Origin of the sequence: Chlorogloeopsis sp. ULAP01, from assembly GCF_030381805.1 — a bacterium.
GTDB lineage: Bacteria > Cyanobacteriota > Cyanobacteriia > Cyanobacteriales > Nostocaceae > Chlorogloeopsis.
Genome location: NZ_JAUDRH010000001.1, coordinates 248120 through 261396, shown reverse-complemented (window position 1 = coordinate 261396; position 13277 = coordinate 248120). Strand labels below are relative to the sequence as shown.

Genomic DNA, 13277 nt, shown 5'->3' with positions numbered 1-13277 from the left:
CCAAAAACTTTGCAATTCAGGGTGCCGTTGGCTGTCAGTATCCTATGCCATCTTTGCCGATAACACAAACATCCTACCTGCTGCTGAAAACTGTCAGGCATTGCTCTAGCCGATGGCTTACCTCTGCATAACGGCTAAGTTGAGCGGTTGCAGACAAACCTCGCTACGCCACAAGCGTAACCATCAATCCGCTGCAACAGCGTTGTTAGACAGCGTATGGACTTGAAGTAACAGACTGAATTTGCTGATCGATGATTAGCGATAGAGCTTTACGGGTCATCTCCATCGGCATAAATGCTGACTCCGCCCAGTACTTAATAACTTGCTCAGGCAATATTGGAATGTGAACAAAACCAACCTTCATATCAAGTTTATAAGTCTCCTTCCAGTGGAGAAAGTGATAAAAAACTTGATTGCACAAATGAGTTCCACAATCATTTGAAACTTTGGCTGGGATATTGTGGCTCTCCAGCAGTGTAACTAAATTATCTTGCTCTAGCAAAGAATGCCAGTAGGCTACAGGAGCATTGGAAACAATTGGTTCTCCCTTGGGTGCATTACCTGCCTTATCTAAGGTCACGAAGTATCTTAAATTCTTTGCCATTCGCTCAAGAGCAATTCTGTTATATCCTCGTGCTTGACCAACCCCAATGCAAATATCGGGTGCAACTGCTTTGAGGGTTTCATCTACTACCTGCCCAAGGATGTTGGTATTACCAGGCATAATTTTGAAGTCAATGTCATCAATGTACTGACTAAGCTCTTGAGTAGGATTATCACACAGCGAAAGGACAACCAATTCTGACGCATTCAAACCATCATCATTCGGCTCAAAGCCCGTTATTAACGCTCTCATCTCAAAGCACCATCTCAGCAGCAGTCTTAAAACTGACTCAATTTTAAACACTCACAGATAGCTTTTAGACAACTGTCATCACCGAGGTCTAGCGGTCTAACGTTGCCCATCACCCGCCGCAGATAACTTCAAACACTCAACAAATTGACTCTCGGTTGGTCGGGTGCATGGGCGTTGTTAGGCAGAGACCTGTACTGGCTCATAGGGCTGAATAAGAATTTCAGCCGGGATCCTTAATTCTTGATTCAACTTCCGAATCATTTCCAACGTCAAGGTACGTTTGCGAGACAAGATCTCAGACACTCTTGCTCGACTGCCCAGACATGTCTCCAAATCACGACGAGACCAACTACGAGCATCCATGTAGTACTGAATTGCCTCGATCGGATCAGGTAGTTCAATCGGAAAATGTGTTTTCTCGTAAGCTTCTGTGAGGGTACTAAGGATGTCTAGCCGATCGTACTCAGGCGTATTCTCAGCAGCATCAAACAGCGACTCAATCTCTCGAAGAGCTTCTTGATAGTCAGTTTGAGTTCTAATTGGGCGTATTTCCATACATCAACCTCAGTTCAAATCGTTTCTGCATCAACTTTGTCATACTCGGCATGAGTACCAATAAATCGAATAAACATGATGCCAATGTCATAACGAATTGCCCAATCAACCGATAGGTATTGCCTTTGATGTTGAAAACGACACGATTGTTCGCAATGATACTGGCATTGCCATGAGCGGACTTAACATCGACTGGACTCTGCCAATCGGCGTGAGACGCTTCGTGGTACCAAGTTTTCAATGCTTCTTCGGCATCTGGATGAGATTCCCAAAAATCTCGTAAGGTGCTCCGGGATAAGATACGCATGAGTTTATCATAACTTGCTCCCAAGATGGGAGCAAGAAGTATTGGAAGAGGCTCTAATTTTTTTCACAAAGCAGCGAATCCCTGCCCTGTCCATCTTCCTTGACTTCATGCTGCCTCTGTTATGGCTGGTATGGTGTGCCTTGATGAAAGCGCATGACCCAACCACTCTCCGTGCGTGACCAGATAGAGCTTCGTCTTGCGTACTCTATGATGCCATCGTATTCAACCTGACTGTTATAGGTAACATGCGCTGTATTCTTGTCAAGCAGGCGAATGGCAAGATTCGGCAGAGGAAGCACTGCGTGGATTGGCTGCGGGTCTAGGCGAATGATCTGATCGCGGGTGTAAACTCGTCCCGATCGACCGAACTCAAAAAAATCGGCAGCGAACCGTTGTTCCTGAAAGGTTTGATCAAAGCGTGTGACCTCCCGCCACATATCTTCTTCGAGGCGAGTCAGAATCGTGCGGTCTTCTTTAGAGAGTGTGAAAGACATGATTGGGAGGGAGTGTGATATGGCTGCCTAACGGTTGCGGTCAGCGGTTGCAGTAACTTCAACTAAGCACTAGCAGCTTCCTTCAATCCGCTGCACTGCAATTGTTATACAGCGATCGCCAACAATTATCTACCTAACGTGTGCTGATCTAAATAGCATTTATTATTCATACTCGTTTGGGTCAGTTATGAGTTCACCATCTGGCATGACAGTATTGCAAAAATAAGCTCCATATTTTTCTGCATTGCGCCAATCAGCGTCTATTAGATTAGCATTTTCAAAATTGGCTTCCTCCATACGAGTAACTCTTAGGTCTGCCCCCCTCAAATCTGCACCACTGAAATTTACCTCTCTTAAATCTGCACCATATAACTTCGCCTTACAAAGGATTGCAGCACTTAAGTCAGATCCACGTAGATTGATGCATGACAGGTCTACCTCGCTCAAAATTGCCCCACTTAGATCAATTTGCGAGAAATCAGTATCACCAGCCTCTAAGCGGCTTAAAAATTCTTCAGCATCCATATTCCACTTTGCAGGAAAGTACCAGTAGGAAGTATGCCCTAAAAATCTAAGTGGTGTAACTTCCAAATGCTAAAACAGGCTCAGGCAGCGAAAACAATCTCCAACTGTAGCTGTATAACGGCGGAGTTGAACCGCACCTCCGGCTAATCGCCTTCGGGCGATTAACGAGGTGTTGGTTCCAACGAAGTGTTGTTGTGACGACTCTTCGCAGATCTTAGCATATAATGTCAAGCTTTATACTGCGTCGGCAGAAAAAATATTTATTATACGGAAATTTTCCATATAATCTTTTTCTCAATCCTGATATATAAAGCATTATAACCAACTCCTGTCTGAATATACGGAAAACTTCTTTTTTACATCCCTATTCGGATACTATACCGAATTGTTCCGTATAACTATCCTTTACAGGAGGATTATATAGAATTTTTCCGTATATCTCTTGGTGTTATAAAGATTTTTTCCGCATAACATCCTTATTTAGAGTATTAAACGGAATTTTTCTGTATAAAACCCGATGGAACAACGTCCCAATAAACTGCTAGAACAAGTACAAGACGTTATCCGTCTTAAGCATTATTCTTACCAAACAGAGAAGACTTATATTTACTGGATTAGACGTTATATTCTTTTTCATGATAAGCGTCATCCTAAAGATATGGGAAGTGCAGAAATCGAAGCATTTTTAACGCATCTTGCGGTTAATGAAAATGTGGCTGCATCAACTCAAAATCAAGCGCTTCATGCTGTTCTATTTCTTTACAAAGAAGTATTAAAACAAGATTTAGATTTAAATATAGATGCGGTACGTGCAAAGAAACCTAAATATTTACCAACAGTTTTAACAAAAGATGAAGTTTTTTCGATTATTAAACAAATGTTTGGAGTACATCAACTTTTAATTAAGTTACTTTACGGTACAGGTTTACGTTTAAGTGAAGGCTTAAACTTGCGTGTTAAAGATGTTGATTTTGCTCAAGAACAAATTATTGTCCGTGATACAAAGGGAAATGAAAGTCGGGTGACTATGTTACCTGAAAGTATCGCTGAAGAATTAAAAATTCATTTACAAAGTGTAAAAATTCTCCATCAACAAGATTTACAAAAAGGTTATGGTTCGGTTTATTTACCTTTTGCATTAGAGAGAAAATATTCCAGAGCCAAGTATGAGTGGATTTGGCAATTTGTTTTTCCTTCTGGTAGCATTTCCAAAGATCCCCGCAGTGGAGAAGTTAGTCGCCATCACCTTCATGAAAGTAGTTTACAAAAAGCGTTAAAACAAGCGGTTCGTCAAGCTGGTATTCAAAAAAAGGTGGGTTGTCATACGTTTCGCCACACTTTTGCTACCCATTTATTACAAAACGGCTATGATATCCGCACGGTGCAGGAATTACTGGGACACAAGGATGTAAAAACAACGATGATTTATACCCGTGTTCTTAACCGGGGTGGTAAGGCTGTTCGCAGTCCGCTTGATTAATCAGGGTTTTGTATTTAATGGATGTATGAGCGAGCAAGTTATTTTTGACACTATCTCTTATAGTCATTTTCTTTGGTATGTCAAGTTTGCTGTATACCAAATTAGATGAGCTTACCCTGATACCTAACTATCCACTTCATATTAAAAAATATGCGAATTTTACAAATAGTTCCTTCTATTTCCTTAATCTATGGCGGCCCTAGTCAAATGATACTAGGATTAGCTCCTGCTTTAGCACAAGAGGGTGTAGAAATTACTATTCTTACAACTAATAGTAATGGCGATCGCGCTCAAAAACCTTTGGATGTTCCCCTAAATACTCCTATCAAACAAGATGGCTATGAAATAATATATTTTCGTTCCGCTCCATTTCGTCGTTATAAATTTTCTCTAGATTTACTTAAGTGGTTAAACTTTCATGCCCACAAGTTTGATTTAGCTCATATTCATGCTTTATTTTCCCCTATCAGTAGTGTTGCTGCCGCGATTTGTCGTCGTCAAAAGCTTCCTTACATTTTGCGTCCTTTGGGTACTCTAGATCCGGCTGATTTAAGCAAGAAAAGACAATTAAAACAGCTCTATGCCTTGATATTAGAAGGTAAAAATATAGCTGGTGCGGCGGCTATGCACTTTACCAGTGTTCAGGAAGCGAAAATTTCAGAAAGATTTGGAGTCACGACACGTGATTTGGTAATTCCCTTGGGTGTTATTCCGCCTCAAGAAGAGGGGGAGAGGGGAAATATGGTACGTAGTCAGTTCGCCATTCCTGCTAATGTACCGTTGGTTTTGTTTATGTCACGAATCGATCCAAAAAAGGGTTTAAATCTACTAATTCCAGCTTTGGAGAAGCTTGTAGCGGAAGGATTAAATTTTCACTTTGTCTTAGCTGGCACAAATCCCCAAGATCCAGGTTATGAAGAGAAAATCAAATCACAGATATATAATTCTTGTTTGCGATCGCACACTACCATAACTGGCTTTGTCACGGGAGAATTAAAATCTGCCCTCTTGCAAGCTGCCGATATTTTCGTCTTACCTTCGTACTATGAAAACTTTGGTATTGCTGTAGCTGAAGCAATGGCAGCAGGAACGCCTGTCATCATTTCCGATCAGGTACACATTTGTCAAGATGTGCAGCAGAGTGAGTCGGGGTGGGTGAGTAAACTAGAAATGCCAGCACTCACTGAGTTACTTCGCATTGCTTTGCAAAATCCTTGCGAATGTCAACGCCGGGGTTTACGCGCTCAAGAGTATGCATTGCAGCATTACAGTTGGGATGTGATCGCCCGTCAAATGATTGAAGCCTATAAAAATATACTTGTAAGTAGGTAGGCATAAATAAACCCAACTATGTAAAGAAAAATGAATCAGCTTAAAACCCTCTTCCCTTCTGCCTCCAGCATAGCTGCCTTCTACTTACTTATGAATTTTAATCATGAAATTTTTGGCGTTCTGTTTTAGTTACAATTCCTGCGCGATCAAAATATATTACAAATCTAAACCAGGCAAAATCTCCGAAAGGAGCCGCACCATCGTTACCATAAGCCCAAGAATCATCATTCGATAAATATTCAGGTGGCGGCAAAATTTTTAAAACTTCAGCTTGTGTCATTCCCGGTTTAATGCTTTCAAACTTAGTTTGGGTAAATCCCGAAGGTAACTGAGTATCTATTAAAGGGTTAAGAAGAAACTCACTTTCAGTAAAACACTGCAAGTATACAGCAATTGCAACCATACAAACAAAAGCAAGCAATCCACCTGTATTCATGTTTTCACAGCTATGAATTAATTTATTTACATAGACGTTGAACTTTATCTACAGTTTCGGTATTCGGAAGTGGTAAAGTGTGTAATGGCTGGACTGCAACACCGAACATATTCTTCCTGTAAGGACTACAAAAGCCGACAACTCTGATCACTGTAAATTCGGTTTTGGGCTGAATTTGAATTTCAGAACCTAAAATTTTGTTGCGAACCACAATAGTCCTATCGGAGAATCGGTGTTTTGTGTCATCATGCAAATTAGAACACCCATATCTTGACTTATTTACAGGGAAGTAACATGGCTCTCCATCTCGGTGATACAGTACCGAATTTTACTCAAGCCTCCACAGATGGCGATATCAACTTTTACGATTGGGCAGGCGACAGCTGGGTAGTGCTGTTCTCCCACCCCGCAGACTACACTCCAGTTTGCACCACTGAATTAGGCACCGTTGCTAAACTCAAGCCAGAATTTGACAAGCGCAATGTGAAAGTAATCGCCCTCAGCGTTGATGATGTTGAATCCCACACAGGATGGGTAGGCGATATTGAGGAAACCCAGAGTACCAAACTTAACTACCCGATTTTGGCAGATCCGGATCGTAAGGTTTCCGATCTTTACGACATGATTCACCCCAATGCCAACGCCAGTGTTACAGTGCGGACTGTGTTTATTATCGATCCCAGTAAGAAACTGCGTCTTACCTTAACTTATCCTCCCAGCACTGGACGCAACTTTGATGAAATTTTGCGCGTAATCGATTCGCTGCAACTAACTGATAACTACAGCGTGGCAACACCAGCCGACTGGAAAGATGGTGATGACTGCGTAATTGTTCCTTCACTCAAAGATCCAGAAGTATTGAAGGAGAAGTTCCCTAAAGGGTATCAGGAAGTCAAGCCCTACTTGCGGATGACTCCTCAACCCAACAAATAAATCTTGAAAATATTTCACGCCAAGCAGTAGGGTGGGCATTGCCCACCTTTTCGCATCTGTAGGTAAGAATAGAAAGAAAAGTCAGTTGTGTAGATATTATGCTTTCGTCTCCTATTGTTTTGCGAATTCCGCCATCAATGCAAATGACAGACGAAGAATTTTTTGAGTTCTGTCAGATTAACCGCGACTTACGCATTGAGAGGAATAAATATGGAGAAATATCAATTATGCCACCCACTGGTTCAGAAACAGGTAATCGTAACTTTAACGTTGCTTTACAGCTAGGAATTTGGGCAGAACAAGATGGCACAGGTATCTGTTTTGACTCCAGCACGGGATTTACACTATCAACGGGTGCAGAACGTTCTCCCGATGCTTCCTGGATTAGACTAGAACGGTGGAATGCTCTTTCACGAGAACAGCAGGAACGATTTGCCCCTATTTGTCCAGATTTTTTGATAGAACTGCGATCGCCTACTGATAACCTCAAGCCCTTACAAGAAAAAATGGACGAATATGTGAGGGAGCCAGGAATTCACTTAGGATGGTTGATTGATAGGAAAAATCGCCAAGTTTATATTTATCGTCCGGGAATGTCAGAGGAATGTTTAGATAATCCTGATAGTGTCAGTGGCGATCCAGTTTTGCCTGGTTTTGTTCTGAATATGGGTAAGATTTGGTAATTTAGTGAATATTTTTAAATATGCGATCGCAATTTTATTAATTTTATAATATTGTTTATCTTTTATTTTAGATAAGCTCTGTAAAATCCCCGACTTTTCTAAGAAGTCGGGGATCTATGTTTTTATTAGTATCGTGTAAGCTTCATTAATTAGTCGCATTTTTTCTTGTGCTTGTTGTAGCAGTTGGGGCTTATCCACAAATAAATCTGGATGCCATTTTTTCACCAAATTTTTATAAGCTTGTTTAATCTCAGCTAATGAAGCACCCGATTGCAAACCTAAGATAGTGTAGGCGTGAGCAATTTTGTCTTTTTCCGCTTGGGTTTTAGCTTGATTAGGTGCTTGCTGGCTTTGATTCGTATTTTGCTGCTTACCAGTTTGAAACTCAGGTGAACGCATTTGTGCTTTCATTTGCGCTATTTCTTCATCAAGTTCCCAAGCACGAAATTTTGCCTCTAAATCTTCTTTTCTAGGAGGAGGAGGTGAAGACGCGGAAATGCGGGGAGGTTGAGACGCAAAGAAATTACTTTTCTCTGCTTTTCTCTCCGTCTGCTTGTCCTCTTTTACTGTATCTCTTGTTGCTGTATTACTGTGTTCCTTCGCTGGTGCATCCTCTTGTCGGCGCATCCCCAAATCTTCTTTTACTCCTTTGCCTGAAAAACGATACACAGACTGAGGTGGTTCTTTTTCTATGTTCAATTCATCAGGAATAGAAATGCCTAAAGTTTTTTCTAACTCTCGATTTAATTGATTTAAAAGATTCTGCCACTGTTGTAATTCTTCACGTTTTTTAGTAACTTCTAGTGGTTCATTAATTACTGTAAATTTAATAACTTTTTCCGCCTTTTTCTCATATTCAGCTAATATTGATAATCCTTGACTACTAAAGATGTTTAAATAATCATCAATGGCATCTACACAAATTTTTGCTACTTGTTGATGATACAAATCTTGAGTTACTTTTTCATCTTGTTTTTGTAAATTATTGTTGACTAAATAAGCAATACTTCCAACAACAGCAGCCCCAACCGGGCCACCTAATAACCAACCAATACCACCACCAACTGCAATAGAACTAGGATCGCTTAAATCGTCAGAATCACTTGGTTTGGGTGGTAAGTTAACTTGTGGCTTTTTGGGAAAGGGAATTAATAAATCTTCTGGTCTTGCTTCTTGAAAAAAATTATATGCTTGTTCTAACCATTTTAAAATAGCAGCTTTTAATTCAGTAAAATCTTTGTTAAAAGTATTTATCTCCCAATTTTTAAAATTATTTGTTGCTAAGGCAATAGCAGCGTCAGCTTGATATTTATCTCGTAAATTTGTTATATTCAGCCAATCACGCAACTTGACAACACTAGTGTTAAATCCTTGTTTGATTAGCTCTACAGCACGTTGCTTAATTTCATTTTTGGCATGATTCTTTTCTTCAAACGTTTTAATTTCACTCCGCAAAGGAGCAATTTTTGCCTTTAATGATGTTTGTATTTGGGATGCGATCGCTTGCACTCTCGGCAAACGCAAATCTTTTCGATTTTGTTGGAGAATTTCGACGATATTCTGTAAAGCTGTTTCAAAAGCCACTAAACCGCTAGTACTCGCTGCTGCCACATCACCTTTAAGTCTAGCTCTTAGAGCAGGTAAAGCATCAACACGATATAAGTTACTAAAACCTGGTGGTAAGTCAGCTCGAAAACTTTCAGCAACAAACCGCAGACGATTTTGAACTTCTTTTTGCTCTTCTGGTTCAAGTAAATTCAAGAAATTAACAACAAAAATAACCGTTTTAATACCACGATCCAAAAGCCAATCTCGTAAGTTTTCCCGTTCACCTAAAGTCATTAACTTACGTGCATCCAACAACTGCACTACTAAGTCAGCACCTAACAGTTGTTCTCTGACTAAATTATCTTGTTCTTCTCTATCATTAGTTCCGGGTAAATCGAGAAATTCTACACCCCTATCTAAAAAAGGGTGGGGACAGAAAACTTCTACAGAAGCAACATCACTTCGCATCTTCCTGTCGCCATCTAAAATTGCAAATTCCTTTAAAATTTCTGTGCCACTGCGGTAAATTTCCGTATTATCTACTAAAGTAATTCTCGTGCGTAAATCAGTGCCATGCTTAACAGTAATAGCAGCACCTGTAGTAGGAATTAAATCAATTGGTAATGTGCGATTTCCCAAGATGGCGTTAAGTAAGGTTGACTTACCATGATTAAAGGGGCCAAATACTGCAATCCGAAAGTAGGGATTTGTGAGATAATTACAAATGGTAATAATATCTCTGTACAGCGCCGATTTTGAATCTATATTTAGTAATGCAGATACAGATTTAAGAGTATCTGCAAGCTGCTTGTAATTTTGATTCTCTTGCTGCATATTTTCTAGATTTATTTTCTTTCTCAGTAAAATATCTATAAGGTGGATACTGTCTAAAATGTAAAAATAAGGGTTTGAGGAAAGTTAGGCATACCCATCCTACAAAAATTGCTGTTGTTCGCCAAGAAATTTTATTTCTTGGCTTAAAGCTAAAGTCTGCTCAAGCAGACTAGGCTAGTTATCAGTTTTAACAAACTTGATCCATCTAAGAGCGAGATGCAAGATTTGAGTTCACTACCAAGACACCAAGTAAAATACTTTCAAAGTATAAAACTAACTGTAGTAAGCGAATAAATTGCTATATGCAGATTCAACTTTTTGTAATTTTGTCACAACATCTTCTTCGAGAATCTTCAATCGCTTTAATTCAGTATCGCGATTAATCTCGCGAGTTTCTTTTTGCTGGAGCAAATTATTTAATTCAGATTTGCGAGCAGCAATATCTTCGTTAATTCTCTTGCTAACTTCTCTTTCGTAAGAGTCAAAGCACTCTTTAACTGCATTATATACAGTATGCCATTGCTCGTTTGCTACTTGTGGTAAATATTTTACTAACTCTTTCTTTGCCTTTTTCACTAATTCTTTTCGCGCTTGATCTGCTTGTAAAAATCCTACACCTAAACCTAGTAGAGCAAATCCAATTGGCCCAAGAAAAACACCTGTGATTGCTGTAATTATTCCGCCGATACCAATGACAGTGAAGTAATTTAACAGAATATTTTTCCAATCGAATCCTACCCCAGCCATTGCAAAACCAGCTAAATTTCCTCCTGTGAATGATAACAAACCCATTGCCCATTTTGCCCACCCTGGAGAGTTATCTTCTTCTGTAGTAGTGGCGGGATTGACTTTGATTTTTTCTCCTGTTAATTTTTCTGTAATGCGGTCTGTTACTTGACTGTAAGAAGCACCATATTGTGCAGCACTTCTTGATAGTTGGACAAATGCTGCACTGATTTCTTTTTCGGCGGTTAAAGTCCAATCAGCTAATTTATCGGCAATATATTGTTCAAAAGCTTTTTGCAGGGCGGCGTTAAATGCTTCTCGTTTACCACTGCTGAGAAAATCAAATAAATTTAATTCCGGTTGATAGCGGAGAAAATCACTTTCAAAAGTATTGCCCAAGTTTAAAATATAAGTTTTGAATGAGTCAGCGATCGCTTTTGCTTGAGTATCCCTAGTGTTTCTGATTTCTTGTTGGAATTGCTCGTGGATACCTCTGAGTTTGGTAAATTCTGGCTCTACAGAATTAATACGTTCTCGCAATTGGTTAACATCTTCCTCAAGTAATGGTATCCGTCTTTGAATCGCTTCACGAGTGCGATCGCACGCTTGTCTTGCTAATGTTCGTACTTGTCGCAATTCGGCGATCGCTCTTTCTCTGGTAAGAAAGGTATTGAGTGCTTTCATAAATCCAGGAAAGCCAGTTCCCTCTAGGGAAGCTTGAGCATCTTTCAAGCGTCGCCGTAACGCTTGAATGGAAGAGATTTCAAACACGCGCTCATCGTAAATATCTTGTCCGTCTACAATACAATATTCAGCTAAGTTCGCTTGAAAAACTTGCCGCAGTCTTTCTTCCGCTTCTTTTAGCTCTTCTTCATCATCCGGATCGATTAAGGCTTCGCGTACCTGATCCCAAGCGTTGATTAAGAAGAAAACCGACAGCCCCCTACCTCTAATATAATTTTCCAGATAACGCCGCTCGCCCAATGTGCAAGGCTGAGAGGCTCTCAGCACAAATAGAATTGCGTGACAATTATTGATATAACCCAAGGATAATTCGTTACGCGCCTCTGTATCATTTAATCCAGGACTATCGACAATTTCAATTCCTTTTTCCAGTAACGGTAAAGGATATTCGACTACAGCATGACTGACATCAGGAAATGCCTGCTTATTCTGTTGCTCTAGTTTCTTTGCCTCTGCTGGATCAATTGTATATTTATGTTTAAATTCATCAAAATCTAAATTCTGCGGACTTTTGCCATCATTAAAATGTACTGTAACTTTTTTCTCAACACCGTAACGTAAAACTGTTAATACCGCAGTACAAGGATTAACATCACTCGGTAAGATTTTTTCACCGATTAAAGCATTGAGAAATGTACTTTTACCCCGTTTCATATCTCCTAAAACTAGTAGACGAAAGACGCCTTGGCGGAGATTTTTGCTGACTACCTTAATATCTTCAATATCACGCTCTAAACTTAATTTACCGGAAGCAAACTCTCCAGCTAATTCCGCTTGATCAATTGTTTGTGCAATTTCTTCTAGTGCGATCGCTACTTCTTGTCTTACTTTAACAACTCGTTCCAAGTCGTTAATAAAAACATCTGTTTTTGTTTGATAATCCATGTTAATTGCTTTTTTTCAAAAATTATTATTTTTTCTCGGTGAAAAAGAGTTTATAGGCAACAAAACCAATCGTGCCTACGATGATTACTCCTGCCAAAACTGACGCTATTTTCACCGCTGCTATTGTTACAATTGCAAACGCAAATAATTTAAGTCCCAGAATTACTTGCGTCTGTCTAAGTTTTCCTGAAGCTTCAGGTTTATCTTTAATAGGTTTATAGACATTTATATCTTTAGCATGAATTTCCGCTTCCAATTCCTGAAGTCGCTGTTCTGTCTCTTTTTGTCGCAGTTGATGCTCTATACGTTGGAGGTGTTTGTATTTATCTTCTTCAGATTCCACCCTAGTTCATCCCATCCAAGACAATGAAAGAATATCAGCACTAAGTAGTGCCTTATATGTAAATTAAATTACAGATACTTATACTGCCATCAGTGCAATTATCGTATCTATATAATATTAATTTGAAACAATAAATTTAAGTATATTCCCTGGATTGAACTAGATTTTTAGAGGCGCTCCAAGGGCAGCGCACTCAAGCTCGTACTGGCTTGCCTAGCCCGCCAAGAAATAACTTTCTTGGCTTATAGCCCAAGTCCACTTAAGTAGACTGTAACCACCAATAATACTAAATTTGCACGCGAGAGTTTTGTTTCAAGATTCTGGAGTAGCCTATTAATCAATGGTTTTCATCCAAAATCTAAAATCCAAAACTTGTACTGAGCTTATCGAAGTATCCATAATTGGTATAAATGGTTAGGCAAAATTAAAGTTACGGGTAGAGGCAAGGGAACAGGGAATAGGGCGATCAGATATATTAAACTTGAAAGGTAGAATGCTCTCTCTTTACAACAGCAGCAAAGGTTTGCCCTATTTGTCATGATTTTTTAATGGAACTGCGATCGCTAGGCAATAATCTCAAGCTTCATTCAATCCCA

General features: G+C 39.6%; 13 protein-coding genes and 1 pseudogene. 4 read left to right on the top strand and 10 right to left on the bottom strand.

The features are described from left to right. Positions 1-205: 205 nt before the first annotated feature. The 5 genes and pseudogenes from QUB80_RS01285 to QUB80_RS01265 all read right to left on the bottom strand — a co-directional run bounded on the left by QUB80_RS01285 (position 206) and on the right by QUB80_RS01265 (position 2737). The gene (locus QUB80_RS01285) at positions 206-856 is read right to left on the bottom strand and encodes a pyroglutamyl-peptidase I (protein WP_289787686.1); all 651 of its coding nucleotides are present in this window, start codon (positions 854-856) and stop codon (positions 206-208) included. 177 nt (positions 857-1033) lie between these two features. Further along, positions 1034-1411: a helix-turn-helix domain-containing protein gene (locus tag QUB80_RS01280; protein ID WP_289787685.1), complete on the bottom strand. Its 378-nt coding sequence runs from the start codon at positions 1409-1411 to the stop codon at positions 1034-1036. A 14-nt stretch (positions 1412-1425) separates the two neighbouring features. Then, positions 1426-1718: pseudogene (locus QUB80_RS01275) on the bottom strand (type II toxin-antitoxin system HigB family toxin). A gap of 119 nt (positions 1719-1837) precedes the next feature. Beyond that, positions 1838-2212, bottom strand: coding sequence for a nuclear transport factor 2 family protein (locus QUB80_RS01270; protein ID WP_289787684.1), 375 nt, complete (start codon positions 2210-2212; stop codon positions 1838-1840). A 162-nt stretch (positions 2213-2374) separates the two neighbouring features. Continuing rightward, positions 2375-2737, bottom strand: a complete 363-nt coding sequence (locus tag QUB80_RS01265) for a pentapeptide repeat-containing protein (protein ID WP_289787683.1) — start codon at positions 2735-2737, stop codon at positions 2375-2377. 517 nt (positions 2738-3254) lie between these two features. Here QUB80_RS01265 and QUB80_RS01260 point away from each other — a divergent pair. Further along, positions 3255-4217 (top strand): integron integrase, encoded by a 963-nt coding sequence (locus QUB80_RS01260; RefSeq protein ID WP_289787682.1) that lies wholly within the window; start codon positions 3255-3257, stop codon positions 4215-4217. A 150-nt stretch (positions 4218-4367) separates the two neighbouring features. Further along, positions 4368-5549, top strand: a complete 1182-nt coding sequence (gene hpsP, locus QUB80_RS01255; protein ID WP_289787681.1) for a hormogonium polysaccharide biosynthesis glycosyltransferase HpsP — start codon at positions 4368-4370, stop codon at positions 5547-5549. Positions 5550-5646: 97 nt separating this feature from the next. Here the strand turns inward: hpsP and QUB80_RS01250 are convergent, their stop codons facing one another. Beyond that, positions 5647-5985: a hypothetical protein gene (locus tag QUB80_RS01250; protein ID WP_289787680.1), complete on the bottom strand. Its 339-nt coding sequence runs from the start codon at positions 5983-5985 to the stop codon at positions 5647-5649. 22 nt (positions 5986-6007) lie between these two features. Beyond that, the gene (locus QUB80_RS01245) at positions 6008-6196 is read right to left on the bottom strand and encodes a hypothetical protein (RefSeq protein WP_289787679.1); all 189 of its coding nucleotides are present in this window, start codon (positions 6194-6196) and stop codon (positions 6008-6010) included. 83 nt (positions 6197-6279) lie between these two features. On the opposite strand from QUB80_RS01245, the gene QUB80_RS01240 reads away from it, so the two are divergent. Both QUB80_RS01240 and QUB80_RS01235 read left to right on the top strand, forming a co-directional pair. After that, positions 6280-6918 (top strand): peroxiredoxin, encoded by a 639-nt coding sequence (locus QUB80_RS01240; RefSeq protein ID WP_289787678.1) that lies wholly within the window; start codon positions 6280-6282, stop codon positions 6916-6918. 98 nt (positions 6919-7016) lie between these two features. Further along, positions 7017-7601 carry a Uma2 family endonuclease gene (locus QUB80_RS01235; RefSeq protein ID WP_289787677.1) on the top strand — a complete coding sequence of 195 codons (585 nt, stop codon included), beginning with the start codon at positions 7017-7019 and terminating at the stop codon, positions 7599-7601. A gap of 114 nt (positions 7602-7715) precedes the next feature. Here the strand turns inward: QUB80_RS01235 and QUB80_RS01230 are convergent, their stop codons facing one another. From QUB80_RS01230 to QUB80_RS01220, 3 genes are all read right to left on the bottom strand, one after another. Further along, on the bottom strand, positions 7716-9983 hold the full coding sequence (locus tag QUB80_RS01230; protein WP_289787676.1) for a dynamin family protein: 2268 nt from the start codon (positions 9981-9983) through the stop codon (positions 7716-7718). 273 nt (positions 9984-10256) lie between these two features. Continuing rightward, entirely contained in the window at positions 10257-12338 is a 2082-nt protein-coding gene (locus QUB80_RS01225) for a dynamin family protein (RefSeq protein WP_289787675.1), read from the bottom strand. 25 nt (positions 12339-12363) lie between these two features. Continuing rightward, positions 12364-12681, bottom strand: a complete 318-nt coding sequence (locus QUB80_RS01220; RefSeq protein ID WP_016875110.1) for a hypothetical protein — start codon at positions 12679-12681, stop codon at positions 12364-12366. Positions 12682-13277 lie beyond the last annotated feature (596 nt).

Excerpts from the sequence above, each read along its gene's own strand:
- QUB80_RS01260 (WP_289787682.1), top strand. The coding sequence starts at position 3,255 with ATGGAACAACGTCCCAATAAACTGCTAGAACAAGTACAAGACGTTATC.
- hpsP (WP_289787681.1), top strand. The coding sequence starts at position 4,368 with ATGCGAATTTTACAAATAGTTCCTTCTATTTCCTTAATCTATGGCGGC.
- QUB80_RS01240 (WP_289787678.1), top strand. The coding sequence starts at position 6,280 with ATGGCTCTCCATCTCGGTGATACAGTACCGAATTTTACTCAAGCCTCC.
- QUB80_RS01280 (WP_289787685.1), bottom strand. The coding sequence starts at position 1,411 with ATGGAAATACGCCCAATTAGAACTCAAACTGACTATCAAGAAGCTCTT.
- QUB80_RS01265 (WP_289787683.1), bottom strand. The coding sequence starts at position 2,737 with ATGGATGCTGAAGAATTTTTAAGCCGCTTAGAGGCTGGTGATACTGAT.
- QUB80_RS01235 (WP_289787677.1), top strand. The coding sequence starts at position 7,017 with ATGCTTTCGTCTCCTATTGTTTTGCGAATTCCGCCATCAATGCAAATG.
- QUB80_RS01225 (WP_289787675.1), bottom strand. The coding sequence starts at position 12,338 with ATGGATTATCAAACAAAAACAGATGTTTTTATTAACGACTTGGAACGA.
- QUB80_RS01270 (WP_289787684.1), bottom strand. The coding sequence starts at position 2,212 with ATGTCTTTCACACTCTCTAAAGAAGACCGCACGATTCTGACTCGCCTC.
- QUB80_RS01230 (WP_289787676.1), bottom strand. The coding sequence starts at position 9,983 with ATGCAGCAAGAGAATCAAAATTACAAGCAGCTTGCAGATACTCTTAAA.
- QUB80_RS01250 (WP_289787680.1), bottom strand. The coding sequence starts at position 5,985 with ATGAATACAGGTGGATTGCTTGCTTTTGTTTGTATGGTTGCAATTGCT.
- QUB80_RS01285 (WP_289787686.1), bottom strand. The coding sequence starts at position 856 with ATGAGAGCGTTAATAACGGGCTTTGAGCCGAATGATGATGGTTTGAAT.